The organism is Catenovulum agarivorans DS-2, assembly GCF_000568405.1.
GTDB lineage: Bacteria > Pseudomonadota > Gammaproteobacteria > Enterobacterales > Alteromonadaceae > Catenovulum > Catenovulum agarivorans_A.
Map to the genome: position 1 here is coordinate 1 of NZ_ARZY01000109.1, position 519 is coordinate 519.

Below are 519 nucleotides of genomic sequence, written 5' to 3' on the forward strand. Positions count from 1 at the left end.
CTCCTGACAAAACTTATACCTTTGATAAATTAGGTAAACTGCTGACTTTAGAATCAAATGAATATGTTCAATCATACGGATACAATGCGCTTGGTTTACTTGAAGAAGAGCAACTACAACTAGCTAATGGTAAAACTTATGAAGTTAGCTATAGCTACAACTCGCTAGGGCATAGGGACTTAATGCTTTATCCAGACCATGATAAACCAATTAATTACAAGCCGAATATTTTAGGGCAGCCGACTCAGTTGATCATTGAAGGTGGTCAAACTTTTGTGAAAAATGGCGTAAGTTATCATGCTAATGGTGCAATAAAACAATTCACTTATGGCAATGGTGTTATTCATAATACTACGCTCACTATAGGGCAATTACCTGAAACCATTTCTGATTTAAACGGCAACAGCATATACAACAAGTTGACATATAGTTACGATGCAAACAAAAACATCAATCGTGTTACCGATGGTAGCTCTTCGTACTGGTCGATCAATAGCTTGAGTTATGACGGGTTGGATA

The 519-nt window shown here is 36.8% G+C and carries 1 pseudogene; it reads left to right on the top strand.

Annotation, left to right across the window (positions count from 1 at the left end):
• Window positions 1-519, top strand: a pseudogene (locus DS2_RS20645) (hypothetical protein); the annotation flags it as partial.